Origin of the sequence: Streptomyces sp. NPDC051452 (genome assembly GCF_044454765.1) — a bacterium.
Lineage (GTDB): Bacteria > Actinomycetota > Actinomycetes > Streptomycetales > Streptomycetaceae > Streptomyces.
In genome coordinates this window covers 26119-50968 of the sequence record NZ_JBITEB010000013.1, presented here as the reverse complement: position 1 = coordinate 50968, position 24850 = coordinate 26119, and the positions used below count along the sequence as shown (strand labels likewise).

The 24850-nt window shown below is 71.2% G+C and carries 27 protein-coding genes; 14 read left to right on the top strand and 13 right to left on the bottom strand.

Translation table 11 applies throughout. The annotated features are described in order from the left end of the window. Positions 1-87: 87 nt before the first annotated feature. The 4 genes from ACIBA9_RS26870 to ACIBA9_RS26855 all read right to left on the bottom strand — a co-directional run bounded on the left by ACIBA9_RS26870 (position 88) and on the right by ACIBA9_RS26855 (position 4144). Positions 88-807 carry a class III extradiol dioxygenase subunit B-like domain-containing protein gene (locus ACIBA9_RS26870; RefSeq protein WP_399366882.1) on the bottom strand — a complete coding sequence of 240 codons (720 nt, stop codon included), beginning with the start codon at positions 805-807 and terminating at the stop codon, positions 88-90. A gap of 266 nt (positions 808-1073) precedes the next feature. Next, entirely contained in the window at positions 1074-2603 is a 1530-nt protein-coding gene (miaB, locus tag ACIBA9_RS26865) for a tRNA (N6-isopentenyl adenosine(37)-C2)-methylthiotransferase MiaB (protein WP_399366881.1), read from the bottom strand. A gap of 63 nt (positions 2604-2666) precedes the next feature. Then, positions 2667-3416, bottom strand: a complete 750-nt coding sequence (locus ACIBA9_RS26860) for a PP2C family protein-serine/threonine phosphatase (protein ID WP_399366880.1) — start codon at positions 3414-3416, stop codon at positions 2667-2669. Between the two features lie 320 nt (positions 3417-3736). Then, positions 3737-4144 (bottom strand): MazG nucleotide pyrophosphohydrolase domain-containing protein, encoded by a 408-nt coding sequence (locus tag ACIBA9_RS26855; RefSeq protein WP_362157612.1) that lies wholly within the window; start codon positions 4142-4144, stop codon positions 3737-3739. A gap of 204 nt (positions 4145-4348) precedes the next feature. Here ACIBA9_RS26855 and ACIBA9_RS26850 point away from each other — a divergent pair, with 204 nt between their 5' ends. Beyond that, complete coding sequence (locus ACIBA9_RS26850; RefSeq protein ID WP_399366879.1) at positions 4349-5347, top strand: TAXI family TRAP transporter solute-binding subunit; 999 nt, start codon at positions 4349-4351, stop codon at positions 5345-5347. A 23-nt stretch (positions 5348-5370) separates the two neighbouring features. Here ACIBA9_RS26850 and ACIBA9_RS26845 read toward each other — a convergent pair whose 3' ends face one another. Further along, positions 5371-6780 carry an ATP-binding protein gene (locus ACIBA9_RS26845; protein ID WP_399366878.1) on the bottom strand — a complete coding sequence of 470 codons (1410 nt, stop codon included), beginning with the start codon at positions 6778-6780 and terminating at the stop codon, positions 5371-5373. A 10-nt stretch (positions 6781-6790) separates the two neighbouring features. Further along, entirely contained in the window at positions 6791-7477 is a 687-nt protein-coding gene (locus ACIBA9_RS26840; RefSeq protein WP_362157603.1) for a response regulator transcription factor, read from the bottom strand. A gap of 310 nt (positions 7478-7787) precedes the next feature. On the opposite strand from ACIBA9_RS26840, the gene ACIBA9_RS26835 reads away from it, so the two are divergent. The 8 genes from ACIBA9_RS26835 to ACIBA9_RS26800 all read left to right on the top strand — a co-directional run bounded on the left by ACIBA9_RS26835 (position 7788) and on the right by ACIBA9_RS26800 (position 14053). Beyond that, complete coding sequence (locus ACIBA9_RS26835) at positions 7788-8564, top strand: amino acid ABC transporter ATP-binding protein (RefSeq protein WP_362157600.1); 777 nt, start codon at positions 7788-7790, stop codon at positions 8562-8564. Between the two features lie 70 nt (positions 8565-8634). Then, positions 8635-9462: a glutamate ABC transporter substrate-binding protein gene (locus tag ACIBA9_RS26830; protein WP_399366877.1), complete on the top strand. Its 828-nt coding sequence runs from the start codon at positions 8635-8637 to the stop codon at positions 9460-9462. 74 nt (positions 9463-9536) lie between these two features. Beyond that, positions 9537-10202, top strand: a complete 666-nt coding sequence (locus tag ACIBA9_RS26825; RefSeq protein ID WP_399366876.1) for an amino acid ABC transporter permease — start codon at positions 9537-9539, stop codon at positions 10200-10202. Continuing rightward, positions 10199-11089: an amino acid ABC transporter permease gene (locus ACIBA9_RS26820; protein ID WP_399366874.1), complete on the top strand. Its 891-nt coding sequence runs from the start codon at positions 10199-10201 to the stop codon at positions 11087-11089. The genes ACIBA9_RS26825 and ACIBA9_RS26820 overlap by 4 nt, the downstream gene beginning before the upstream one ends. A 177-nt stretch (positions 11090-11266) precedes the next feature. Then, a complete protein-coding gene (locus tag ACIBA9_RS26815; protein ID WP_399366873.1) occupies positions 11267-12871 on the top strand; it encodes an FAD-dependent monooxygenase in 1605 nt (534 codons plus the stop codon). A 116-nt stretch (positions 12872-12987) separates the two neighbouring features. After that, complete coding sequence (locus tag ACIBA9_RS26810; protein WP_309506048.1) at positions 12988-13035, top strand: hypothetical protein; 48 nt, start codon at positions 12988-12990, stop codon at positions 13033-13035. Positions 13036-13100: 65 nt separating this feature from the next. Then, positions 13101-13640, top strand: coding sequence for a cysteine dioxygenase (locus ACIBA9_RS26805; RefSeq protein ID WP_399366872.1), 540 nt, complete (start codon positions 13101-13103; stop codon positions 13638-13640). Next, positions 13637-14053, top strand: coding sequence for a rhodanese-like domain-containing protein (locus ACIBA9_RS26800; RefSeq protein WP_399366870.1), 417 nt, complete (start codon positions 13637-13639; stop codon positions 14051-14053). The genes ACIBA9_RS26805 and ACIBA9_RS26800 overlap by 4 nt, the downstream gene beginning before the upstream one ends. 49 nt (positions 14054-14102) lie before the next feature. Here the strand turns inward: ACIBA9_RS26800 and recX are convergent, their stop codons facing one another. Continuing rightward, positions 14103-14963, bottom strand: a complete 861-nt coding sequence (gene recX / locus ACIBA9_RS26795; RefSeq protein ID WP_399366868.1) for a recombination regulator RecX — start codon at positions 14961-14963, stop codon at positions 14103-14105. A gap of 3 nt (positions 14964-14966) precedes the next feature. Then, complete coding sequence (gene recA / locus ACIBA9_RS26790; RefSeq protein ID WP_362157577.1) at positions 14967-16094, bottom strand: recombinase RecA; 1128 nt, start codon at positions 16092-16094, stop codon at positions 14967-14969. Between the two features lie 411 nt (positions 16095-16505). Here recA and ACIBA9_RS26785 point away from each other — a divergent pair, with 411 nt between their 5' ends. The 4 genes from ACIBA9_RS26785 (at position 16506) to ACIBA9_RS26770 (ending at position 19912) form a co-directional block, all read left to right on the top strand. Further along, positions 16506-16784 (top strand): polyprenyl synthetase, encoded by a 279-nt coding sequence (locus ACIBA9_RS26785; RefSeq protein WP_399366866.1) that lies wholly within the window; start codon positions 16506-16508, stop codon positions 16782-16784. After that, positions 16774-17832 (top strand): polyprenyl synthetase family protein, encoded by a 1059-nt coding sequence (locus tag ACIBA9_RS26780; protein ID WP_399366864.1) that lies wholly within the window; start codon positions 16774-16776, stop codon positions 17830-17832. The genes ACIBA9_RS26785 and ACIBA9_RS26780 overlap by 11 nt, the downstream gene beginning before the upstream one ends. A gap of 29 nt (positions 17833-17861) precedes the next feature. Then, positions 17862-19025 (top strand): oxygenase MpaB family protein, encoded by a 1164-nt coding sequence (locus ACIBA9_RS26775; protein WP_399366862.1) that lies wholly within the window; start codon positions 17862-17864, stop codon positions 19023-19025. Positions 19026-19168: 143 nt separating this feature from the next. Then, a complete protein-coding gene (locus ACIBA9_RS26770) occupies positions 19169-19912 on the top strand; it encodes a hypothetical protein (protein ID WP_399366860.1) in 744 nt (247 codons plus the stop codon). A 100-nt stretch (positions 19913-20012) separates the two neighbouring features. On the opposite strand, the gene ACIBA9_RS26765 is transcribed toward ACIBA9_RS26770, so the two are convergent. Together ACIBA9_RS26765 and ACIBA9_RS26760 are read right to left on the bottom strand one after the other, a co-directional pair. Further along, a complete protein-coding gene (locus ACIBA9_RS26765; RefSeq protein ID WP_399366858.1) occupies positions 20013-21263 on the bottom strand; it encodes an AI-2E family transporter in 1251 nt (416 codons plus the stop codon). A gap of 130 nt (positions 21264-21393) precedes the next feature. After that, entirely contained in the window at positions 21394-21588 is a 195-nt protein-coding gene (locus ACIBA9_RS26760; protein ID WP_399366856.1) for a DUF3046 domain-containing protein, read from the bottom strand. Positions 21589-21668: 80 nt separating this feature from the next. Here ACIBA9_RS26760 and ACIBA9_RS26755 point away from each other — a divergent pair, with 80 nt between their 5' ends. Further along, the gene (locus tag ACIBA9_RS26755) at positions 21669-22613 is read left to right on the top strand and encodes a hypothetical protein (RefSeq protein WP_399366854.1); all 945 of its coding nucleotides are present in this window, start codon (positions 21669-21671) and stop codon (positions 22611-22613) included. Between the two features lie 31 nt (positions 22614-22644). Here the strand turns inward: ACIBA9_RS26755 and ACIBA9_RS26750 are convergent, their stop codons facing one another. Genes ACIBA9_RS26750 through ACIBA9_RS26740 form a run of 3 tightly spaced genes read right to left on the bottom strand, consistent with a single transcriptional unit; the run spans position 22645 to position 24787 of the window. Continuing rightward, positions 22645-22953, bottom strand: coding sequence for an AzlD domain-containing protein (locus ACIBA9_RS26750; protein WP_399366852.1), 309 nt, complete (start codon positions 22951-22953; stop codon positions 22645-22647). Continuing rightward, positions 22950-23813, bottom strand: a complete 864-nt coding sequence (locus ACIBA9_RS26745) for an AzlC family ABC transporter permease (RefSeq protein WP_399366850.1) — start codon at positions 23811-23813, stop codon at positions 22950-22952. Before ACIBA9_RS26745 ends, ACIBA9_RS26750 begins: the two co-directional genes overlap by 4 nt. 50 nt (positions 23814-23863) lie before the next feature. Continuing rightward, the gene (locus ACIBA9_RS26740; RefSeq protein WP_399366848.1) at positions 23864-24787 is read right to left on the bottom strand and encodes an AraC family transcriptional regulator; all 924 of its coding nucleotides are present in this window, start codon (positions 24785-24787) and stop codon (positions 23864-23866) included. Positions 24788-24850 lie beyond the last annotated feature (63 nt).

The window sequence follows — 24850 nt, the reverse complement described above, 5'->3', positions numbered from 1 at the left end:
GCGGACGGCCGCGGAGCGGAACGGCTCCCGGCCGTCCGTCGTTTCCACGTGCCGAACGGAGGGGCGGTGGGCGCCCCCAAGCCGTCGCTAGGACCAGGTGGCGACCACGTAGCCCACGCCATAGGGCGCGTCCTCGTACAGCAGGGCGCCGCTGAGGCCCGCGCCTTCGGCCGCGCCGGCCAGGACCTGCCATGGGGCCCGGCCGGAGACCTTCAGTTCTTGTGCCAGTCCGGCGTCCAGTGCCCGTAGCGCCGCCAGGTCCGCCGCGCCCAGTGCCCGCGCGATCTCGGCGTCGAGGGGCGCCGCCCGTTCGTCCAGGTATCCGGGTGCCTTCACCGTCCGGCACGCGCTCGCGTCACCCATCACCAGGAGCGCCACCCGCGCCGCCCGGGCAGCGATCTCCCGTCCGGCTTCGGCACACCGCTCGGGCGCGAGCGGTTCCCCGATGCCGAGTCCCTCGATCGGGGCGTCCGCCCAACCGGTCCGTCCGAGCAGCCAGGCACCCACGGCCAGCGAGGGCGGTAGTTCTCGCTCGGCGTCGGCACCGGTGTCCGCGGCCTGGCCCAGACGGACGTCCAGGTCGACCCCGAAGCCCCGGAAGTGACCGGGAGTGCCCTGCGGGAACGGTCCGCGCCCGCTCCGCTCGGCGGGACCGACGACCACCAGCAGGTCGGGCCGCGCGGCCGCGAGCACGCCGAGCGCGTCCGCGCACGCCGCGCGCGCGGCGTCCAGCTCGGGTGCCGCGCCCGCGGCGACCTCGGGCACGAGCAGCGGAGGACAGGGACAGACTGCGGCGGCGACAAGCATGATCGGCAGCGTACGCCGCATCCGCACCGGATTCAGCGGGCACGGCAGGCGCGCGGCCGGAAGGGGCTCGGCAGGCGCGCGGGGACGGCGGCAGGCGCGCAGGGGCATCGGGTGCCGGTGCGCGGCGCGGCGGCCGCACCTGCCCCGCGCACCCCGCCTCTCGGCCCTTCGGCGTCACCGCGCGGACTCTGTTCGAAGCACGGACGACGCGCCCGTACTCCGAACTCGGGTGACCGGTGACCCGTGAAAGGGGCGGCCGCGACCGGTCAGTCGCAGCCGCAGCCGCTGCCCGCGGCGACCGGCAGCGGCGCCGGTACCCCGATCTTCGGCAGGCCGAGCATGACACCCGCCGGCTTGGCGGCCTCCGCGGCGTTCCGCTTCTCCCAGGCGTCTCCCGCGCGCGTGCGGCGCACCGCGAGGACGGGGCCCTCGGCGAGGAGGTGGTGCGGGGCGGCGTAGGTCACCTCGACGGTGACCACGTCGCCGGGGCGTACCTCCTGCTCCGGCTTGGTGAAGTGGACCAGGCGGTTGTCGGGGGCGCGGCCGGAGAGGCGGTGGGTGGCGCCGTCCTTGCGCCCCTCTCCCTCGGCGACCATCAGCTCAAGGGTGCGGCCGACCTGCTTCTTGTTCTCGTCCCAGGAGATCTCCTCCTGGAGGGCGACGAGTCGCTCGTAGCGTGCCTGGACGACCTCCTTGGGGATCTGGTCGTCCATGGTCGCGGCCGGGGTGCCGGGGCGCTTGGAGTACTGGAAGGTGAAGGCCTGGGCGAACCGGGCCTCGCGCACCACGTGCAGCGTCTGCTCGAAGTCCTCCTCGGTCTCGCCGGGGAAGCCCACGATGATGTCGGTGGTGATCGCGGCGTGCGGGATGGCCGCGCGCACCTTCTCGATGATGCCGAGGTAGCGCTCCTGCCGGTAGGAGCGGCGCATCGCCTTCAGGACGGTGTCCGAGCCGGACTGCAGCGGCATGTGCAGCTGCGGCATCGCGTTCGGCGTCTCGGCCATGGCGGCGATGACGTCGTCGGTGAAGTCGCGCGGGTGCGGGGAGGTGAAGCGGACCCGCTCCAGGCCCTCGATGTTCCCGCAGGCCCGCAGCAGCTTGCTGAAGGCCTCACGGTCGCCGATGTCGGAGCCGTAGGCGTTGACGTTCTGGCCGAGCAGCGTGATCTCCGAGACGCCCTCGGCGACCAGAGCCTCCACCTCGGCGAGGATGTCGCCGGGACGGCGGTCCTTCTCCTTGCCGCGCAGGGCGGGGACGATGCAGAACGTGCAGGTGTTGTTGCAGCCGACGGAGATCGACACCCAGGCCGCGTAGGCGCTCTCCCGGCGGGTCGGCAGGGTGGACGGGAAGGCCTCCAGCGACTCGGCGATCTCGACCTGCGCCTCCTCCTGGACGCGGGCGCGCTCCAGCAGGACCGGCAGCTTGCCGATGTTGTGCGTGCCGAAGACGACGTCGACCCAGGGCGCCTTCTTGACGATGGTGTCGCGGTCCTTCTGCGCGAGGCAGCCGCCGACCGCGATCTGCATGCCGGGCCGCGAGACCTTGCGCGGCGCGAGCCGGCCGAGGTTGCCGTAGAGCCGGTTGTCGGCGTTCTCCCGGACGGCGCAGGTGTTGAAGACGACGACGTCCGCGTCCCCGTCCGACCCCTCGGGCGCCCGCACGTACCCGGCGTCCTCGAGCAGTCCGGCCAATCGCTCGGAATCGTGGACGTTCATCTGGCACCCATAGGTGCGGATCTCATAGCTCTTGGGTGCTTGAACGTCCACTGCCGGGCTCCGGTCGCTGCTGCTGGTCATGCGTTCAAGGGTAGGCGCTCCGCGAAGGGCCCCGGCCCGGCACCGGTGTTCCGGGGACGCCCCCTACCGGTCGACGACGCGTACGACCGCCAGCGTGATGTTGTCGGGGCCGCCCGCCTCGATGGCGGCCTTCCACAGTTCGAAGGCCGCTTGACCGTCGTCGTGCTCCCGGAGGACCTCGTCGAGCACGTCCGCCGGAAGTGGATCGGTCAGCCCGTCCGTGCAGATGAGGTAGCGGTCGCCGGGAGCCAGGGGCTCGGCTGTGACATGGGGGTGGATGGCCCGGTACATGCGGGTGCCGCCCAGGCACTGGGTGACCAGGGACGTGGTGCGTCGGCCGGGTGCGAGCGGAGGGCTGTCGTCGACGCTCACCTGGCGCAGGCCGTCGCCGGAGACCGCGAGGACCCGGCTGTCGCCCACGTTGAACGCCAGCACCGAGTCCGGCCGGACGACGGCGCCCGCGACCGTCGTCCCCATGGCCGCCAGTTCGCCTCCCGCGTCGCCGCCGGCGGCCTCGTAGACGGCGCGGTTGCAGGCGACCAGGGCCTCGCGGATCGCGTCCGCGCCGCCCAAGGCGGGGCCGAGCGACGCCAGGCGGCGGACGACCAGGGCGCTGGCCACCTCACCACCCGGATGCCCGCCGAGGCCGTCGGCCACGGCGACGACCAGGGGTGATCCCATCGGGAAGACCAGCGTCTGCGGGCTCTCGGTCACCGTGGCGCACAGGGTCCACGGCCCGATCACGAGACTGTCCTCGTTCATCTCGCGCACCAGCCCGGGATGGCTCAGCGCGCTCACCGTCACGTACCGCATGGGACGCCACCGCCTTCCCGTCCAGGGTAGGCGGACCCCAGGCCCGTCGACAGCGGCCGATCCCGGCCACGGCACCGAGTCCGCCGAGTGCGATGAGTCCGCCGAGTCCGCCGAGTCCGCCGAGTCCGCCGAGTCCGCCGAGTCCGCCGAGTCCGCCGAGTCCGCCGAGTGCACCGAACACGACGTGCGTATCCGGTACGCCGGTCGTCCGGCGGGTCATGGCGCTGGGCGCCCGTCATCACGAGTGGATCCGGCGGGCGGCTCCTCGCGGTCGTGGCCGGCGTTCCCAGACGTCGTCCGCGCCGGCGCCGGTCCGCCTGTCAGGCCGCGCCCCGGGGTGTCCATCCCTGGCGGCGCAGTACGGCCGACACGTCCGGCGCCTGGTAGTTGTCCCCCTTGAGAACCTTGCCGTCCGCCCGGCGGTCGACCTGCCCTTCCGGGCCGATCTTGCTCATGTTGGCGCGGTGGATCTCGGCGATCACCTCGTCGAGGTCGACGCCGTGGACCAGAGCGGTGCCGTACGCCACGTAGACCACGTCCGCCAGCTCGTGCGCGAGCCGGTCCAGCGGGCCCTCGACCGCGACCTCGGCGACCTCCGCGGCTTCCTCGGCGAGCAGTTCCCCCCGGTGGGCGGCCAGTTCGGGCGACACCTCTCTCGGCGTGCTGCGGGCGTCCAGACCGAAGGCGAGGTGGAATTCACGGACCAGGTCGGCGGGCGAAGTGCTCATGTCGGCGACTTTAACGGCCCCCACCGACAGCCCCCGTCCCTCGCCGCCGATACTCCGCTCGCCCTCTCCCGCACCTCCCCGCCGACACCCCTAGCCCCCGCCAACACTCCGCTCGCCCCCGTCTGCGCGGACCGGTGCGCTTTCCTCGGCCCGGGATGACCTCCGCACTGTTCAGCGGAGCACGTCGGCTGGCAGGATCGCCGCATGTCCAAGGTGTTCCCCCGAATCAGCAGGCGCCGGGCGCTGCAGAGCGCGACCGTGAGTGTCGTGGCCTTCGGGCTGCTGCTGTGGTGGCTGTTGCCCCTGGGCGAGACACCGCCGAGCGGGACGATCGTCTTCAGCACCGGTACACCGCGGGGCGTCTACCAGGAGTACGGCGAGCGGTTGCGCAACGAGATGGCCGACGACATGCCCGGCCTCGAGGTGAAGCTGCTCAACAGCGCCGGTTCGCAGGAGAACGTGCAGCGGGTGGCCACCGGGCGGGCCGACTTCACCATCGCGGCGGCCGACGCCGTGGAGACGTACAAGCTGCGGCACGGCGCCGGCGCCGACCGACTGCGCGGGGTGGCGCGGCTGTACGACGACTACGTGCATCTCATCGTGCGCCGCGGCTCGGACATCAAGAGCGTCACGGACCTGCGGCACAAGCGGGTGGCGACCGGGCTGCCCGACTCCGGTGTACGACTGATAGCCGACCGGGTGCTGCGGGCGGCCGGCATCGACCCGCACACGGACATCACCCCCGCCGCGGACGGCATCGACACCGGGCCCGGCCGGCTGCAACAGGGGAAGATCGACGCCTTCTTCTGGTCGGGGGGCCTGCCCACGAAGGGGCTGGTCGCGCTGGCGAAGAAGGCCGCCTTCACCTTCGTGCCGATCACCGGTGCCCTCATCACGAAGCTGCACGGCGAGGGGCAGGGGGCGCGCTACTACCGGGCCACCAACATCCCCGAGTCCGCCTATCCGGCCGTGCAACAGGGCACGCAGGTGCCGACGATCGCCGTGTCCAACGTACTGATCACCCGCGCGGACATGGACCCCCGGCTGACCGAGTGGGTGACGCGTACGGTGATCAAGAGCCGCGACGGCATCGGCGCACATGTCCACTCCGCGCAACTGGTCGATCTGCGCACCGCCATCTACACCGACCCACTGCCCCTGCAGACGGGCGCACGGCGTTACTACCGCTCGATGAAGCCGTAGCGCGGAGCCGGTTGCTCGAAGCCTTAGCGGCCGCTCTCCGCGTACCGCGGCATCGAGACCGTCACCCGCAGCCCACCCGGTTCATGGTGGGCGTAGTCGATCGAGCCGCCGCCGGCCGCGAGGAGGGCGCGGCTGATGGACAGGCCCAGACCCGAGCCCTTGACGTTCTGGTGGCGGCCGCTGCGCCAGAACCGGTCGCCCACGCGCGCGAGTTCCTCGTCGGTGAGGCCGGGGCCGGTGTCGGTGACGACGACCGTGGAGGTGTCGCCGTCGGCGAAGACGCTCACCTCGACGGTGCCGCCCTCGGGGGTGAACTTCGCGGCGTTGTCGATCACCGCGTCCAGCGCGCTGGACAGGGCGATCGGGTCGGCCCACGCGGTGGTGGGCGGGCAGTTCCCGGTCAGCCGGACGCCCTTGGCCTCTGCGGCCGGTGACCAGGCGGCCACCCGTTCCTCGGCCAGGGCGCCGATGTCGGTCAGCATCAGGTCGGCTTCGACGTGCTCGGCCAGTGCCAGGTCGAGGAGGTCCTCCAGGACCTGGGCGAGGCGCTTGCCCTCGGTGCGCACCGAGGCGATCTCCTCGTTGCCCTTGGGGAGTTCGAGGGCGAGCAGCTCGATGCGCAGCAGCAGCGCCGAGAGCGGGTTGCGCAGCTGGTGCGAGGCGTCGGCGACGAAGGCGCGCTGCTGTTCCAGCACGTCCTCGACGTTGTCCGCCATCTCGTTGAACGACCGGGCCAGCCGTCTGAGTTCCGGTGGTCCGCCGGCGGGCGCGACCCGGGACTTCAGGCGCCCGGTGGCGATGTCGTGGGTGGTGGCGTCCAGGACCCGTACCGGTTTGAGCACCCAGCCGGTCAGGCGCAGCGCGGCGCCGACGGCCAGCAGCATCGCGGCGATCTCGCCGGCGCCGATGAACAGCCAGCCGCGCAGGATCTCCGACCGCATCTGCCCCGTGGGCGAGTCGGTGACCACGACCGCCACGACGTCCCCGTCCCGGATCACCGGCGAGGCGACGACCAGCCGGCTGCGCTGCCAGGGCCACACCTGACGCGGGTCGTGGCTGCGGCGGCTGAGCAGCGCCTCGTCGAACGCTTCCCGGACCTCCCCCGCGCGCGGTACGAACCAGTCGCCGGGCGCGTTGGCCATCGCCGAACCGTTGCGGTAGAAGACGCCCGCGCGTATGCCGTAGACGCCGTAGTAGCTCTCCAGTTCGCTGCGCAGGGTCTCCCGGCGTCCGTCGGTGGTGGTGCGGCGGGAGCCGCTGGGGCCGTCCGTGACGAACTGGGCGAGCGCGGCGAACCGCGCGGTGTCGTCGATGCGGTCCACGACCACGCCCTGCTGCCGCCCGGCGGCCACGCTCACGGCGAGCGGGACCCCCAGTGCGAGCAGGACGGCCGCCAGCAGGACGATGAGCAGCGGGAGGAGACGTGTGCGCACCCGTCCTCCGCTAGGCGGCCGGGGCGACGAGCCGGTAGCCGACGCCGCGTACGGTCTCGATCAGCGCGGGCATGCGCAGTTTGGCGCGCAGGGAGGCGACGTGCACCTCCAGGGTGCGGCCGGTGCCCTCCCAACTGGTGCGCCAGACCTCGCTGATGATCTGTTCCCGGCGGAAGACGACGCCCGGGCGCTGGGCCAGCAGCGCGAGCAGATCGAACTCCTTGCGGGTGAGTTGGACGACCGAACCGTCCACGCTGACCTGGCGGGTGGGCAATTCGATGCGTACGGCCCCGAGGTGCAGGGCGCTCTCACCGGCCGCGACCGGATCCTCATGGACGGTGCGCCTGCTGACGGCGTGGATACGGGCGAGCAGTTCACCGGTGTCGTAGGGCTTCACCACGTAGTCGTCGGCGCCCAGGTTGAGCCCGTGGATGCGGGAGCGGACGTCGGCCCGCGCGGTGACCATGATCACCGGGATGGCGGTGCGCTTGCGGATCTTGCCGCAGACCTCGTATCCGTCCTGGTCGGGCAGGCCCAGGTCGAGCAGGACGACGCCGAAGTTTGCGCCCTCGGGGACCAGTGCCTGCAGCGCTTCCTCACCGCTGCGCGCGTGGGTGACGTCGAAGCCGTGTCGCGCGAGGACGGCGGACAGGGCCGCGGCGACGTGGTTGTCGTCCTCCACGAGCAGCAGTCTCATCCCGGCCCCCTCCGGTTCAGTGGTCGTACGGTCTCGGTTCACGTGTGGCGCCCAGTCGTGTGCGCCAACGGTGGGTGCACACGCGCGTGCACCATGGCAGTGACGCCGATGGATAAGGACGGCGTCAAGAGCGTTCGGGTTGCCGGTCGCTTCCGTTACCCGGCCGATATGCGCGGCGGTGACCGGTACTACGACACGTGTCCGATTGCTATCGGATCGTGATGCTCAGATTCCCCTCAGATGTGATGACGCAGGTCACAGCCGCTCATTACTGTCCACGGAAACCCGAGGAGGACGGAGCCTGAGAGCGATGACCAATGTATCGGTGGCCAAGGAAGACGTGGCCGCGTCCGACGAACTGGTCGTCCTGAGGAGTGTCAACAAGCACTTCGGCGCGTTGCACGTGCTCCAGGACATCGACCTGACGATCGCCCGCGGCGAGGTCGTCGTGGTCATCGGGCCCTCCGGGTCCGGTAAGTCGACGCTGTGCCGCACCATCAACCGCCTGGAGCCGACCGACTCGGGCACGATCACGATCGACGGCAAGCCCCTGCCGTACGAGGGCCGGGAACTGGCGCGGCTGCGGGCGGACGTCGGGATGGTCTTCCAGTCCTTCAACCTCTTCGCGCACAAGACCGTGCTCGAGAACGTGACGCTGGGCCAGGTCAAGGTCCGCAAGGTGGAGAAGAAGAAGGCCGAGGAGAAGGCGCGGGCCCTGCTCGACCGGGTCGGTGTGGGCACCCAGGCGGACAAGTACCCCGCCCAGTTGTCCGGCGGCCAGCAGCAGCGTGTCGCGATCGCGCGGGCGTTGGCGATGGACCCGAAGGTCATGCTCTTCGACGAGCCGACCTCCGCCCTCGACCCCGAGATGATCAACGAGGTCCTCGAGGTCATGCAGCAACTCGCCCGCGAGGGCATGACGATGATCGTCGTGACCCACGAGATGGGCTTCGCGCGGTCGGCGGCGAACCGTGTGGTCTTCATGGCCGACGGCCGGATCGTCGAAGAGGCTGCGCCCGACCAGTTCTTCAGCAACCCGCGCAGCGACCGGGCCAAGGACTTCCTGTCCAAGATCCTGCACCACTGAGGGCGCCGCTCCGGTCGCGCCGTCCCCCGCACCGGGGACCTCGTTCCTCACCACTCAAAGGATGTTCCCCATGAAGCTCCGCAAGGTCACCGCCGCCTCGGCCGTCGTACTCGCCCTCACCGTGAGCGCCACCGCGTGCGGCGGCGACAAGAAGGACGACAGCTCCTCCGGCAAGAAGATCACCATCGGCATCAAGTTCGACCAGCCGGGCATCGGCCAGAAGACCCCGCAGGGCTACGCCGGTTTCGACGTCGACGTGGCGACCTACGTCGCCAAGAAGCTCGGTTACAGCGAGAAGCAGATCGAGTGGAAGGAGTCGAAGAGCGCCGACCGCGAGACCATGCTCAAGCGCGGTGACGTCGACTTCATCGCCGCCTCCTACTCGATCACCCCGGAGCGCCAGAAGCTGGTGGACTTCGCGGGCCCGTACCTGCTGGCGCACCAGGACGTGCTGGTGCGTGCGGACGACACCAGCATCAAGTCGGCGTCGGACCTCAACCACAAGAATCTCTGTTCGGTCACCGGCTCGACGTCCGCGCAGAACGTCCACGACAAGCTGGCCCCCAAGGCGCAGCTCCAGGAGTACCCGACCTACTCGGCGTGTCTGACCGGTCTGCAGAACAAGGCGATCGACGCGCTGACCACGGACGACTCGATCCTCGCCGGTTACGCCTCCCAGGCCCAGTTCAAGGGCAAGTTCAAGCTGGGCGGCCTGAAGATGACCAACGAGAACTACGGCATCGGCGTCAAGAAGGGCAGCGACCTCAAGGACAAGATCAACAAGGCGCTGGAGAGCATGGTCTCCGACGGCTCCTGGGACACGGCCGTGAAGAAGAACTTCGGCCCGGCCGGCTACAAGAACGAGCTCGCCCCGAAGATCGGCGACATCAAGAGCTGAGGCAGCGCCGGCGGTTGCGCCGTCCGTGAGGGCGGCGCACCCGGGCATCCCTACACGCGGAAGCGCGGGAGATCGTGTTCGACTTTCTTCAAGATTACGACGTACTGGGGGCGTTCTGGACGACGGTGCAGCTCGCCCTGCTGGCCGCCGTCGGCTCCCTGATCTGGGGCACCCTGTTGGCCGCTATGCGGGTGGGCCCGGTGCCGCTGATGCGCGGTTTCGGCACCGCCTACGTGAACATCGTGCGGAACATCCCGCTCACGGTGATCATCCTGTTCTCCTCGCTCGGTCTCAACCAGACGCTGCGCATCACCCTCGGTGCGGACGACTTCAAGACGATCAACTTCCGGCTGGCCGTACTGGGTCTGATCGTCTACACGTCGGCTTTCGTCTGTGAGGCGATCCGCTCCGGCATCAACACCGTGCCGGTCGGTCAGGCGGAGGCCGCGCGGGCCCTCGGTCTGAACTTCACCCAGGTGCTGTTCCTGGTCGTGCTGCCACAGGCGTTCCGCGCCACGGTCGGACCGCTGACCAACGTGCTGATCGCGTTGACGAAGAACACGACAGTGGCCGCCGCGATCGGTGTGGCGGAGGCGGCGTACGTGATGAAGGAAATGGTCGAGAAGGAGGCTCAGCTGCTGCTGATCTCCGCGGTCATCGCCTTCGGTTTCTGCTGCCTGACCCTGCCGACCGGTCTGATCCTCGGCTGGGTGGGCAAGAAGGTGGCGGTGAAGCGATGAGCTCGGTCCTCTACGACGCCCAGGGCCCGCGCGCCAGACGGCGCAACGTCCTCTACGCGGCCCTCTTCATAGTCGTGGCCGCGGCCGTCGTCTGGTGGGTGTACACCGCCCTCGACGACAAGCACCAGCTGGACTGGGTCCTGTGGAAGCCGTTCGTCGGTTCCGAGGCGTACACGACGTACATCTGGCCCGGTCTGCAGAACACCCTGAAGGCGGCGGCGCTGGCGATGGTCATCGCTCTGCCGCTGGGAGCCGTCTTCGGCATCGCCCGGCTCTCGGACCACGCCTGGGTGCGCGTTCCCGCCACGGTCGTGATCGAGTTCTTCCGCGCGATCCCGGTACTGGTCCTCATGATCTTCGGGAACGAGCTGTTCAGTCAGTACACCGACGTCAGCTCCGACGACCGCCCGCTGTACGCGGTCGTCACCGGCCTGGTGCTGTACAACGCGTCGGTGCTCGCCGAGATCGTCCGGGCGGGCATCCTCGCCCTGCCGAAGGGCCAGTCCGAGGGCGCCATGGCGATCGGCCTGCGCAAGGGGCAGGTGATGCGGCTCATCCTGCTGCCGCAGGCGGTCACCGCGATGCTCCCGGCCATCGTCAGCCAGCTGGTGGTCATCGTGAAGGACACGGCGCTCGGCGGCGCCGTCCTCACCTTCCCCGAACTGCTCGCCTCGGCGAACACGATGAGCGGCTACTACGGCGCCAACACCATCGCGTCGTTCACGGTGGTGGCCGTGATCTACGTGCTCATCAACTTCTCGCTGACCTCCTTCGCGAGCTGGCTCGAGGGCCGACTGCGGCGGCGGAAGAAGTCGACCGGCGCGGTGCTCGGGGGCCAGGACGTGGCGGACATCGCGGGCACCACCGCCACCGGCGTCGCGGCCTGACGCCCGATCAGACCCGAATGCACCACCCGGAGGCAGTGGCATGATCGCCACTGCCTCCGGTCGCTTGACGCAAACTCTGCCAATGGGTTGCATACGTTGTGTGATCGTGCACCCGGCTCCACCTTCCTGTTCACTCGTCCCCGTCAGGGCATCGTCACGGGCAGGGGGCGCCGCGTCATGGACCCGGTGATCGTGGTCGGGGCAGGGCCCGTCGGGCTCACGCTCGCCCTGCTGCTGGCCCGTCAGGAAGTGCCGTGCGTCGTTCTGGACGAGGGCCCCGGCAAGGACGAACCCCGCCCGGCGCGCACCGTCGTGCTGCGCGAGGACACGGCCGCCCTGCTGGAGCGGCTGACGGGAGTGGCGCTCGCCGAGCACGGTGTGCGCTGGGCCGGATGGCGTTCTGTGCGGCGCAAGCAGGTGATGAGCGAGATCACCTTCGAGGAGGCCGACCCCGCCGCGCCGCTGCACATCGCCCAGCACGTCCTCACCCACGCCCTGCGCTCGGCCGCCACGGCCGAACCGCTGGTGAGGCTGGCCGTGGACAGTCGGGTGGACGCCATCGAGCAGGAGCGTTCCGGCGTCAGCGCGCACACCCGCGGCCCCGGCGGCACGTGGTGGCGCGGCAGCTACCTGGTCGGGTGCGACGGAACCCGCTCGACGGTCCGCAAACTCCAGGACATCCGCTTCCCGGGCCGTACGGCCGTGGAACGCCACGCGGTCGCCGCACTGCGCGCGGAACTTCCCTGGGCGGGTCAGGCGTTGCTCCATCGGATGCCGTCGTGGCGGCAGTCCGGGCCCTCCGCCGGGGAGGTGACCGCCCGGCCCCTCCCGGACGGTGTGTGGCGCCTGGACTGGCTGCTGCCGCCGGGCAAGGACCTGGTCACGCCCGAGCTTCTGGTGGCCCGGATCCGCGAGACCCTCGCGGCCTGGACCGACGGCTCCACACCGGCGTACGAGCTGCTCGACACCGGTGTCCACACCGTGCACCACCGGGTGGCCCGCCGCTGGCGCGCGGGGCGGGTGTTCCTCGCCGGGGACGCGGCCCACCTCCTCGGCGCGCTCGGCACCCAGGGGCTCGACGAGGGCCTGCGGGATGCCGACAACCTCGCCTGGAAACTGGCCGTGTCCTGGCACCGCGGCCCGCACGAGACGCTGCTGGACAGCTACCAGGCCGAACGGCGCGCGGTGGTCGCCGCCCGGCTGCGCGCCGCCGACCAGGTGCTGCCGGTGCTGCGCGGCGGAGGCGGGCTGCGCACCATGGTCCCGGGTACGGCCCGTGGCCACGACGCGCTGCTCTCGGACGGTCACCTGGGGCGCGGGCCGCTCGGTGCGCCGGGTGCGTATGCCGACTCCCCGCTCGCGCCCCTGCTTCCAGAGGCGGAGATCCCGGTCGGCACCCCGCCCGGCGCCCAGGTCACGGACGTCCGCGTGACGGCGGAGGACGGTTCCTTCGTTCAACTGCGCGAGCGGTTCGACAGGGGGGCTCTGCTCGTCGTCCTGATCGCACCGGGCACGGGTGTGTGGGACCGCAAGCACTGGGTCTCCGCCGGCGTGATGCCCCGGCTCGCCGCCGCCGTGTCCGCGCTGCCGCACCCCGCCGAGCTGCTGGTCGCCGAGAGCTATCCGGGCGCGCCGGCGCACAGCGTGCTGCTCGTACGCCCCGACGGTCATCTGGTCACCGCGCAGAGCGGAGTCCGTCCGGCGGATCTGTACTCGGCGGCCGAGGCCGCGGTGGGCGGCGCCGTGAAGCAGGAGGCCGAGGTCGGCTCCGCCGCGCCCTGACCTCGTACTCCATCACCCTTTGTCCACATAGTGGCAGTTGGTTGACCGGAGTGCGGCAGCGTGCTGTACTCCGGATCGTGACCGACACCTATGTGCGCCTGTGGCGGAGGGTCCATATGGACCTCGTCCGCTATGCGGGCTGCGTGTGTCGTCCGTCCTGCTGAATTCGCATCCTTCTTTCTTTTCCGGGCGTCGTGGCACGCCCGTTCCGCGAATCTCCCTCAGGACGGTGCACGTGTCTGTCCCCTCTGCCTCCCTGCCCCCTGCCGTCGGCTCGGCGCCCAGCCAGGCGGACCTCCTCGACTTCGTCCGGCGTACGGCGGCCGACGCCGAGCTGATCGCCTCCCTCCCGCTCGACCCCGAAGGCCGCACCTGGGTCCGCCTGGAGGGTCCGGGCGGCAGCGAGGCCTGGCTGATCGGCTGGCCCCCCGGCACCGGCACCGGCTGGCACGACCACGCCGACTCGGCCGGTGCCTTCCTCACCGCCTCCGGCGAGCTCAAGGAGTACTCCCTCGCCGTCCGGCTGCCCACCGACGGCTGGAAGACCCTGGAACTCGCCGAGGACCTCGACCGCGAACGCCGGCTGCCCGCCGGGAAGGGGCGCTCGTTCGGCCATCACCATGTGCACGAGGTGCTCAACGAGTCCCCCGATCAGCACGCGATCTCCGTCCACGCCTACTACCCGCCGCTGCCGCGGATCCGTCGCTTCAGCCGCACCGGCCCGGTACTGCGCCTGGAGCAGGTCGAACGCCCGGAGGACTGGCAGTGAGCGGCGACCCGGGCGCGCGGCCCGTCGGCGTAGACGAACTGCTGGAGCGGGTCCGCGCGGGCTATCAGCGCGTCGAGGCGAAGGAAGCACACGAGGCGGCGCTGGCGGGAGAGGCACTCCTGGTCGACATCCGGTACGCGGCCCTGCGCGAGCGCGACGGGCTGATCCCGGGCGCCCTCGTCGTCGAGCGCAACGAACTGGAGTGGCGCCTCGATCCCCAGGGCAGCCACCGCGCGCCTGAGGCCACGGGGCACGACCTGCGCGTCGTCGTGGTCTGCAACGAGGGTTACGCCTCCAGCCTCGCCGCTGCCTCCCTGCACCAACTGGGCCTGCACCGGGCCACCGACCTGGTGGGCGGCTTCCAGGCCTGGCGCGCGGCGGGACTGCCGGTGGAGCCACCGGGCACGGCATGAGCGGTGCGGGTCGCCCGCCCCCGGCCGCCGCGGTGGTCCGGCGTGTGCTTCAGAAGTCCGCGTCTCCGAGGAACTCCGTGTCCTCCCCCTCTTCTTCGAGGGCCTGGCGGACGACGCGGAGGGCCATGCCCTCGGGGTAGCCCTTGCGGGCCAGCATGCCGGCGAGGCGGCGGAGCCGTTTGTCACGGTCGAGGCCGCGAGTGGCCCTGAGTTTGCGGTCGACCAGGTCGCGGGCGGTCGCCTCCTCCTGCTCGGAGTCGAGCCGGCCGACGGCCTCGTCGATCACCTCGGAGTCGACGCCCTTGGTGCGCAGTTCCCGGGCGAGTGCGCGCCGGGCGAGCCCGCGGCCGTGGTGCCGGGACTCCACCCAGGCGTCCGCGAAGGCGCCGTCGTTGATCAGCCCGACCTCCTCGAACCGCGACAGCACCTCTTCGGCCACCTCCTCGGGGATCTCCCGCTTGCTCAGGGCGTCCGCGAGCTGCTTTCGGGTGCGCGGGGTCCCGGTGAGCAGGCGCAGGCAGATCGCCCGCGCCCGCTCAGCCGGGTCCCCTGAAGACTCCCCCCGCTCGGCCCTCGACGAGGAAGGGGCGCCTTCGTCCTCACCGGGCGCGTCCCCGAAGCCGCCTCGCCGCCGACCGCGCCTCCGGGCACTGCGTGGTCCGGCGGTGCCTTCGGTTCCGCGCCCCGGGGAGCCGTCCCCGGTCCCGTACGGCCCGTCGTCCGCTGAGCCCGGGTGCGCGCCGCCGTCACTGTCGTACGCGCCCTGCCCCTCGTCGTGTCCGCCGTCCCGCCGTCCGCGGTGTCCGTCGTCGCCGGCCGGGGCGGGGCCCGGGTAGTCCCCGGCGCCCCTCCCGCGCGGGGCGCCGGGGGTGGCGTACTCGTACTCGGCCCAGTCGGTTCGTCGTGTCACGGGTCAGCTCTTGGCAGCGGCGGCCCTGGGCTTGGTGGCCTTGGCGGCAGCCGGAGCGGGTACCGCCTTGGCGTCGTCGGCGGCCGCGGTGGCCACCGCCGCGTCCGCTCCCGGCTCGGCGGCGGGCTCCTCCGGCCGAACCCCCACGCCCAGCTTCTCCTTGATCTTCTTCTCGATCTCGTTGGCCAGGTCGGGGTTGTCCTTCAGGAAGTTGCGCGCGTTCTCCTTGCCCTGGCCGAGCTGGTCGCCCTCGTACGTGTACCAGGCGCCGGCCTTGCGGACGAAGCCGTTCTCCACACCCATGTCGATCAGACCGCCCTCGCGGCTGATGCCCTGCCCGTAGAGGATGTCGAACTCGGCCTGCTTGAAGGGGGGCGCGACCTTGTTCTTGACGACCTTGACGCGGGTGCGGTTGCCGACCGCGTCCGTGCCGTCCTTCAGGGTCTCGATGCGACGGATGTCGAGTCGCACCGAGGCGTAGAACTTCAGCGCCCGGCCACCGGTCGTGGTCTCCGGGGAGCCGAACATCACGCCGATCTTCTCGCGCAGCTGGTTGATGAAGATCGCGGTGGTCTTGGACTGGTTGAGCGCACTGGTGATCTTGCGCAGCGCCTGGCTCATCAGCCGGGCCTGGAGACCGACGTGACTGTCGCCCATCTCGCCCTCGATCTCCGCGCGCGGGACGAGCGCGGCGACGGAGTCGATGACGATGAGGTCGAGGGCACCGGAGCGGACCAGCATGTCCACGATCTCCAGGGCCTGCTCGCCGTTGTCCGGCTGCGAGAGGATCAGGTTGTCGATGTCGACGCCGAGCTTCTTCGCGTACTCGGGGTCGAGGGCGTGCTCCGCGTCGACGAAGGCGACCTGGCCGCCGGCCTTCTGCGCGTTCGCCACGGCGTGCAGGGTCAGGGTCGTCTTGCCGGACGACTCCGGGCCGTACACCTCTACGACGCGGCCGCGCGGCAGGCCGCCCACGCCGAGGGCGACGTCAAGGGCGGTCGACCCGGTGGGGATGACCTCGATGGGCTCGTTCGGCCGCTCGCCAAGGCGCATGACGGCACCCTTGCCGAACTGCCGTTCAATCTGTGCGAGCGCGGCGTCGAGCGCCTTCTCGCGGTCGGTTCCTGCCATGGGTTCCACCCGGTTTGCTTGAGTCGATCGCTTCACGTCAAAGACGCTAACGCCTGCCACTGACAATGCGCCCCGACGCAGGCCCAGCCTGTGGATAACCGAGGGGCATTTCCCCGCGAACCGGACCAAAACCCTCTGCCGAAAGCCTTGCCTGAGCCTCCATATGAATGGATGTTCGATTTTCGTGTCAAGCGCACCACGCGGTCGTCCGAACCTCCGGTCGTGCCGGTGTCCGGTCGCACCCGCGTGCGAGTCCGACACTCCTGGTGTCGCTGATCCGCACAGTCGAGCGAGTCCTTCACCCGATGGTGCGCCCGACGACGAGATACCTCCTTCCCGCCCCGGCCGGGCGCGATGCTCGTGGGGCGGCGCCCGATCGTTGCCGTCCTCGTGTGCCGCTGGGGAGAGGGAATGACACAGGAAGCGCGACGCCGTACGGGCCTGGACGAACAGGCCGTACTGCTGGTGGCGGGGGTGGCCGATCTGGCGGTGAGCACGCTGGGCACGGCACTGTCGACCGTACGGGGGCTGCTGCGCCGCTCCGACACCGCCGAACTGGCCGCCCAGGCCGAGCACGATCTGATGGCGCGCGGCCGGCTGGTCCTGGACCGGTACGCGACCGTGCCGCCGGCCCATCTGGAGGTCCTCGCCCGGCACGCGGTGGCCCGCCGGAGCGCCGATGGGGGCTGAACGGTGGGACACGGCCGCGTTCAAGGCCCGTGTCGACGAGGTGTTGCACCACTTCGTCGCTCAGGAGGCGGATCTGCTGGCCTCGGTCGATCCCGCCCTGGGACCGGTGGCCGAAGAGCTGGAGTCGGCGGTCGCGGGCGGCAAGCGGCTGCGGGCCGCCTTCTGCTACTGGGGCTGGCGCGCGGTCGGCCAGCCGGACAGCGACGCGCTGGTGCGGGCCGCGGCCTCCATGGAACTGGTCCACGCCGCCGCGGTCGTGCACGACGATCTGATCGACGACAGCGTCCTGCGCCACGGCCGGCCCACGGCCCATCTGGCCCTGCGGGACGCGGTGCCCGGACATCCGCGTCCCGAGGCCGCCGCGAGATCACTGGCGATGCTGGTCGGAAACCTGTTGATGGCGCTGGCCGGTCAGCTGTTCACCGGCAGCGGCCTGCCCGGCGCGTATCTCGCCCGGGCCCGGCCGCTGTGGTCACTGCTGGCGCGGGAACTGGTCGCGGGCGAGTGCCTGGAGATCCTGAGGACGGGATCCGTTCCGGACACCACGGCGTCGCTGAAGGTGATCCGGTACAAGACGGCCAAGTACACGGTCGAACAGCCCCTGCTCATCGGCGGCACGCTGGCCGGGGCCGGTGAACGGCTGAGTGCGGGCTACTCCGCCTACGGACTGCCGCTGGGCGAGGCGTTCCAGCTCCGGGACGATCTGCTGGGCCTGTTCGGCGACCCGGAGCGCACCGGGAAGGCCGACGGCGACGACGTACGCGGCCACCGCCCCACCACGTTGCTGGCGGAGGCCTGGCGCATCGCCGACGCGGACGGGCGGGAGCGGCTGGGGAGCCTGCTGGGCGGCCCGGCGGAGCCGGGCCGGGAAGGGCTGGACTCGATCCGTGAGGTGATGAACGGGCTCGGCGCGCCCGACCGGATCGAGAACATGATCCACGCGCGCGTGGAGGAGGCCCTCGACGCCCTTCACGAACTGAACGTGCCCGCACCCGCCGCCACCGCCCTGACCGCGCTGGCCCATGCGGCGACGGTCCGCCCGTACTGATCCACAACGCCCTGAGACAAGGAGCCGCCATGGACTTCACCGAGGCGTCGATGGACGCCCTGCGACAGGAAGGCGACGCGCTCGCCGATGCCACCGTCGCCGCCCTCTTCGACCGCGGGCAGGTCGGCGCGTTCAACACCCTGATGCGCCACGTCTCCTCCTCGGGCGCGCCCCTGCCGGACGGGCTGCCCGACGTGGCACGCGAGTATCTCCAGGCCACGAGCGCCCCGCCGGCCTGGGTGGACTGGGAGGAGATGGAAAGGGCACGGCTGTTCTTCATCGACAACAACGTGCACATCTCCACGGCACTGTCGTTCGCCTCGATGCCCGCCTGCTACGTCGTCCCGCATGTCGCGAAACTGCTCTCGGCCACTCATTCGCTGCAGTACCCCTCCAAGCGGATGGCCGAGACCGGTCAGTTCACCGTCTATCTGATGCGGCCCGACGCCTTCGAGGCCGGCAGCCGATTCATCCCGGCCGCCCAGAAGGTCCGTCTGCTGCACGCCTCCATCCGCCGTCACCTGCGGCACGACGACAACTGGGACACCGAGAGGTACGGAACCCCGATCTGCCAGGAGGACATGATCGGCGGGCAGATGTTCTTCTCCCTGCTGGTCCTCGACAGCCTGCACCGGCTGGGCATCCACCTGTCCACCGAGGGGGCGCGGGCCTACTACTACGCCTGGCGCGTGGTCGGAGCCATGCTCGGGGTGGACCAGGAGGCCGTACCCGAGTCCCTCGACGAGGCACGCCACTTCCTGGACCGGTACATGATCCGGCACATGGGCCCCTCCGAGGAGGGAGCTCATCTGACCCGGCAGCTCATCGACCTCTACGAGGAGGTCGTCCCCGGCACCTTCTTCGACCCGATCGTCTCCGCACTCATCCGCCACCTCGTCGGCGACACCTGCGCGGGCTGGCTGCGGGTGCCCCGCACCCGCTGGGACACCCTCGTCAAGGCCGTCCCCCATCTGCTCGGAGTGCTGGAGACCATCGAGGACCGCTCCCCGCTCGGCGCGTGGGCCCTGGACCGCCTCGGTCATCTCACGGCCGTGCTCGAACTGTCGTCGCTCACCCGGGGGCGCGTGATGCACTACGCCATCCCGGAGCAACTCAAGAGGGAGTACGGCGTCAGCGACGCGGTGCTTCCGGCCAAGCGCTGGATTCCGCCCGCCGCCACGGTCTCCGCTTGAGTCCCCCAGGATCCCAAGCCGCCTGAGCAGCCGAGTCCTCGAGTCCTCGGGTCCTCGAGGCACTATCGGTACTCCCGACGGCGTACCGCGGGTGCCTTCGGTCGGACGACGACCTCGCGGCCCGTTCCCGCGAGCCTTGCCCCATGAAGATCCCGCGGGCTGTGGACCGCCTCTGCCACGCGACGGGGCTGCTCCTCGTCCTGTCCGGCCTTGTGCACCTGGTGGTGTTCGCCGTCGACGGCGGCCCCTGGGACGGTCCCGTCTCCTGGCGCAAGCCCGTCACCTTCGGGCTCTCCTTCGGGGTGACGCTGATCGCGATCGCCTGGGTCGCGTCCTACCTGCGAGTGGACGCGCGGCTGCGCTCGGTCCTGCTGCTCGTGTTCGCCGCCGACTGCGTGGTGGAGGTCGGCGGCATCACACTCCAGGCGTGGCGCCGGGTGCCCTCGCATCTGAACATGGAGACCCCCTTCGACACGGCGGTGTCCATGACGCTCGCCGTCGGCGGCGGTGTGCTGGTCGTGCTGCTCACCGTCTTCGCCGTCCAGGCCTTCCGGCACCGGCCGACGGGTCCCGCCGGTATGGCGCTCGCGGTGCGCTCGGGGTTCGCGTTGCTGATGGTGGCACTGGCCTCGGGGGCGGCGATGATCGCCCGCGGGGTCGTGCTCACCCGGACCGGCCACCAGGAGGCCGCCTATCACTCGACGGCCCCGCTCAAGCCGCTGCACGGGGTGAGCCTGCACGCCGTCCTCGTCCTGCCCCTGCTGGCCTGGCTGCTGTCCCGCACTCCCTGGAGCGCCCGGGCGCGCCGGCGGATCGTGGCCGCGGCCGCCGGCTGTTACACGGCGGCCGTCGCGGCAGCCGGCCTGTGGGCGGTGCTGGCGTATTGACGGCGGTGCCGGCGTATTGACGGCGCCCACGGTGACGCCGGCCACCTACACGTTGACGGTCATCCGTCGACGCTCACACGGCTCACGCCTCTCCGAAGCCTTACGACGACTCCTCCGCGCCCGGCCTGTCCGTGCGCAGTCGGCGTACGCGGGAGAGCAGACCGGGGCCGACCGCCCCCGCGCGACGGTGCCCGTGCACCCGAGGGTCGTCCGTGACCGTGTACCGCTTCACGTACGCCCCCAGGAACGCCTGCAACGTGGCCACGGCGGGGATGGCGATCAGCGCGCCGACGGCGCCGAGCAGCGCGGTGCCCGCGATGACCGAACCGAAGGCGACGGCCGGATGGATGTCGACCGTCTTGGCGGTCAGCTTGGGCTGGAGCATGTAGTTCTCGAACTGCTGGTAGATCACGACGAAGACCAGGACCCACACCGCGTACCAGGGCGCGACGGTGAACGCGATCAACATCGGCAGGGCGCCCGCGAGGTACGTGCCGATGGTGGGGATGAACTGCGAGACCAGGCCCACCCAGACACCGAGCACGGGCGCGTACGGCACACCGAGGGCCTGCAGCAGGATGTAGTGCGCGATCCCGGAGATCAGCGCCATGAGGCCGCGCGAGTAGAGGTATCCACCCGTCTTGTCGACGGCGATCTCCCAGGCGCGCAGCACCTCGGCCTGCCGCGCCGGCGGCAGGACGGAGCACAGGGCACGGCGCAACCGGGGACCGTCGGCCGCGAAGTAGAACGAGAACAGGCCGATCGTCAGCAGCTGGAAGAGCCCGCCGAGTACCTGCGCGGAGACGTCGAGGACGCCGGCCGCGCTGTTCTGCGCGTACTTGCGCAGCCAGGACGAGTGGAGCAGCCCCTCCTGGATGTCCACCCGTCTGAGCTGGGTATGAAACGTCGCATTGATCCAGTTGATCAGCGAGTCGAGGTAGTCCGGGAAACCCTCGATCATCTTGATGATCTGGCCGGCGAGCATGGAGCCGAGCAATGCGACGAACCCGGCGGTGATGATCGTCAATCCGAGAAAGACCAGGAAGGTGGCGAGTCCTCTGCGCATGCCGCGGGCGGCCATCCGGCTCACCGCGGGTTCTATCGCGAGGGCCAGGAAGAACGCGATCAATATGTTGATCAACAGGTTGGTCAGCTGGTGGAACGCCCAGCTGCCGAGCTGGAAGGAGGCGATCAACGCGAGCGCGAGCACCATGGCGCGCGGTAGCCAGCGGGGCATGCGGGCGGGTGGCGCGACGGTGCCGCCGTCGGCCGGGGGCCGGTCGGGGGGTGTCGTGCCGGTCGTCGCCGCGTCCCGGAGGGGCGGCTGATTGTCCTCGTCGGTGGGTGCCACGGAGCAAGTCTCGCCGACGTCACCGACAACGGACGCCAGTCGGCGCTCCCCGTGACGGATCAGTGCCGTATCGATGCCGTATCAGTGCCGTACCGGTGGCCTCACCGGGCCTTACCCGTGCCGAACGCGGTCAGCGTCTCTCCGCGGGCACGTTCATGACCGTGCAGACGACACGCCACACGTCCTTGGCCGCCCAGCCGGCGTCCAGCGCTTCGTTGACCGTGCGTCCACCCAGCTCCGTCATGACGTGATCGCGCGCGAAGGTGTCGGCGTACCCCGGACCGAAATGTTCCGCCATCCGCTGCCAGAAGACCGTCAACCGCATGACACCAGTATCCCGCCCCTGGGGGTGGGCCCCGCCCGGGACCGCTTTTCGAGACCGCTTTCCGTCCTACGGTCTGATCCATGGCCGAATCCGGAGTTTCCCCACTCCCCCCTGCGCCCCCGGCGCGCACCCCGCTCTCCCGCGCCGAACCGTTCGTGTGGCTCACCGCACGGGTGCTGGAGCGGCGTCTCTTCGCATACCACTTCCTGCGCGGCGCCCCGGACGCGGTGGAAGCGGCGCTGGACGCCTACCGCAACGAGGACGGCGGATACGGCCACGCCCTGGAGCCCGACCTGCGCGGTCCCGTGAGCCAGCCCCTGCACACCGCCCACGCGCTGCGCGTACTGGACGCCGTCGCCCGCTGCGGCGGGCAGCGGGTGGAGCGGGCGTGCCGCTATCTGACCTCCGTCTCCACCGCGGACGGCGCGCTGCCAGCGGTCACCCCCGACCAGCGCGGATATCCGACGGCACCGTACGTCCCGGTTCTCGACGCCCCGCCCAGCGAACTGCTGGCCACGGGTCCGGTCGTCGGACTGCTGCACCGCAACGAGGTGTGGCACGCGTGGCTGTTCCGGGCCACCGACTTCTGCTGGCAGGCCGTGGAGTCCCTGGAGAATTCTCACCCCTACGAGGTGGAGGCCGCCGTCACCTTCCTGGACTCCGCTCCCGACCGCGCCCGCGCGGAGGCCGCCGCCGACCGGCTGGGCCGCCTGGTGCGGGCGCAGCGGCTCGCGGCGCTGGACCCGGACGATCTCGACGCGTATCCGGTGGCGCCCGGTTACGCCCCGGGCGAGCATCACTTCCCGCACGACTTCGCCAAGAGCCCGGACTCGCTCGCGCGCGCGTGGTTCACGGACGACGAGATGGCCCGCTCGCTGGACCACCTGGCCGCCGAGCAGCGCGCGGACGGGGGCTGGCCGGTCCGCTGGCGTCAGTGGTCACCGGTCCCCGCGCTGGAGGCACGCCCCCTGGTGACGATCGAGGCGTTGCGCACGCTGAGGTCGTACGGCCGCTTCGTGGGCTGACCCGCGGACAGCCCGACCGGCCGGAGCCGACTCAGCCGCTGATGGCCCGCACACCCGCCGTCACCAGCACGGCCGCTGCGACGACCAGGAGGAACGGCGCACGCAGTATCAGTGCCACGGCGGCCGCGCCCAGCCCCACGGCGCGCGCGTCCAGCACGAGGGCGCGCCCGTCGGCGAAGGCCTGCTGCGCCGTGAGCGCGGCGAGGAGGGCGACCGGCAACAGGGCCGCGAGCCGCCGTACGAAAGGACGCTGCATGGCGTGCGCCGGTACGAGCAGCCCGGCGAGCTTGACGGCGTAGCAGCCCAGAGCGGTCGCGCCGATCGCGATCCAGGTGTTCACCGGCCCGCCTCCCGACCGACCGGCGCGTCCGGCCTGTCCGACCCGTCAAGCCTGTCCGACCTGTCCGGGCCGTCCGACCTGCCGTGTTCCTCTGTCGATCCGACCTGCTCCGCCGGACCGTCCCGCCCCACCGAATCGGTCGGCCGCTCGGGGAGGTCCCTCAGGGCAGGACCACCACGACCACCGCGCCGGCCCTCGGCGAACAGCGCGACGGGTGCCGCCAGCGCCGCGACCAGGACGGGCACACCGGCGGGCAGGACGGGCAGCAGGACGAGGCCCAGCACCACCGCCAGGCCCGCGACGGCGCGTTCGGTGGCCGTCTTGAGCATCGGCGCGAGCAGGGCCAGGAACACGGCGGGCCCGGCGGCGTCCAGGCCCCACGCGCGCGTGTCGCCGATGGCCTTGGCACCCAGCGCGCCCAGCAGTGTGGTGAGGTTCCACAGCAGGTACAGGCTGAGCCCCGTGACGGTGAAGCCGATGCGGGCGGCGCGCCGGGTGGGCTGTGCCAGGGTGACCGCCGTGGTCTCGTCGATCACCCACTGGGCCGCGAAGGGCCGCACCGCCCGCGGGAGGGCGAGCACCTGTGACAGGCGCAGACCGTAGAAGGCGTTGCGCACACCCAGGAAGAAGGCCCCGGCGGCGGCCGTGTACGGGTTGCCTCCGGCCGCGAGCGCTCCGACCAGGGCGAACTGGGAGGCTCCGGTGAACACCAGGAGGCTGAGCGCGCAGGTCTGGAGCAGCCCCAGCCCGCTGCCGGCCGAGGTCACTCCGAAGGCGAATCCCGACAGGCCGACGGCGACGCCGACCCCGAGTCCGTCCCGTACGACGGCCGCGTCGGGTTTCGCCCCGTCGTCGGTCATGTCCGCGCATGCTGTCCGCTGTGCCACGCCCCGGACGGTACGGGTGGACGTCAGTGCGGGTCTTGTACGTTCTTGCGCTCACGCTGGTAGGCACCCGGGGGCACGCCGACGATCCGGGCGAAATGCCGGTTGAGGTGGGGCTGGTCGGTGAAGCCGACGGCGACGGCCGCCTCCGCGGGCGATGTCCCGGCGTCCAGCAGGAGGCGTGCGCGGCGCACGCGGGCGTCGGTCAGCCAGGTGTGCGGCGGCATGCCGTAGGTGTCGCGGAACGCCCGCAGCAGCGCGAAGGGACTGGTCCCGAGGTCGGTGGCCAGCAGTTCCAGGGTCGGTGGGCCGGTCATCCGCTCCTCCAGCACGCCACGCGCGCGTGCCGCTATCCGGGCTCCGGCCGACCTCGGGCGCCGCTGCGGCAGCGGCCCGCCGTTCAGCCGCAGCAGCCTGGTCACGGTGAGCCTCAGCAGGGTGTCCGCGGCCAGCGCGTTGCCCTCCTCGGCGGCGCGGAGCACCTGGTGGACCAGGTGGACGGTGCGCGGGTCGTCGAGAACCGGGCTGACGAAACCCGGGGTGCCGCGCAGGGTGCCGATCTCGGCGGCGATCCCGGCGACGACCTCGGGTGAGGGGTAGAGGGCGCCGTAGCGCCAGCCCTCGGGCACTCCGGCCCGGCCGGTGTGCGGGGTGTCCGGGTTGACCAGCGCGAGGGCGCCCGCGCCGGCGGACACGTCGGAGCCGCGATGGTGGAAGACCTCCACGCCGTCGGCTATGGCCGCGATCACGAAGTGCTCGTGGGTGTGACGGACGAAGGTCTTGCTGACGTACCGGGCGCGCAGGAGGTCGACACCGGGCAGCTCCTCGTACCGCCAGTGCCGCGCCCGCTCCACCGGGCCGCCGTGCCCCGCCCGGCCCCGGCGCGCCGACCAGCCACCCGGCCCCTCCGGACCCGGCCGGTCCTCGTGCCCCCCAGCTGTGCCCGTCATGGGCCCATTCTCCGCCCAGCCGTCCGCGAACGAACGCCGGGCCCACCCTGGCACACGACGTTT